This is a genomic window from Pseudoxanthomonas kalamensis DSM 18571 (assembly GCF_010211745.1).
GTDB classification, from domain to species: domain Bacteria; phylum Pseudomonadota; class Gammaproteobacteria; order Xanthomonadales; family Xanthomonadaceae; genus Pseudoxanthomonas_A; species Pseudoxanthomonas_A kalamensis.
Genome location: NZ_PDWQ01000037.1, coordinates 1 through 765 on the forward strand (window position 1 = coordinate 1; position 765 = coordinate 765).

Consider the following 765-nt stretch of genomic DNA (forward strand, 5'->3'; position numbering starts at 1 on the left):
GTTACGCTCGCCGCCGAGATAGGCATCGTCGATCTGCACGAAACCCGCCAATTTCCGCGTGGCTTCGCGCTCGGCCATGACCTGCATGATCTTGTGCTTCATCCGCCAGGCCGTCTTGTAGTTGACGCCCAGATGCCGCATCAACTCCAGTGCGGCCATGTTGGTTTTGGTCGAGGTCAACAGGTGCAAGGCCAGCATCCAGGTGCGCAGCGGCAGTTTGGTGCCTTCGAACATCGTGCCTGCCATCAGACTGGTCTGATGCCGGCACGCGCTGCATTGGGAGTAGATCGCAGCACCCCGCTTGAAACGCGAGCGCACGCGCCCGGCACAAACAGGGCAACGAAAGCCCTGCGGCCAACGCCACTTGTAGAGCGCGCGATAGCACTTGGCCTCGGTGCCGTAGGACGCGAAGAACTCAGGCATCGACAATCCAGCCTGGAACTGCACCGCATTGATGCTCATCACGTCACCTCGTTGGCTTCAGATGACAGCAGCATCCACACAGCGCGGCGCAGATCCTGCGACTGATGGCTGAGGGTCAGGGCTAATCAGGAAAACCTTTACTTCCAACAATTTAGCTCACTTTTGGCTTTTTTTACATGAATCCCTGCCGACCCTCTAGTTCCTCCCGACATGGCTACAATGCTTGACGATGCGAGGACGACGGCCAAGCAGATCTGCGATTGTGGAAACGTGTGGATATCGTACCGGTCCCGCACCCTGCGGAACACAGCGTTCTATTTTTACCCACACCCATGTAACAAC

General features: G+C 57.5%; 1 pseudogene. It reads right to left on the reverse strand.

The features are described 5' to 3' along the window. Positions 1 to 462 (reverse strand): annotated as a pseudogene (locus CSC70_RS13830) (IS1595-like element ISXca4 family transposase); the annotation flags it as partial. Positions 463 to 765 lie beyond the last annotated feature (303 nt).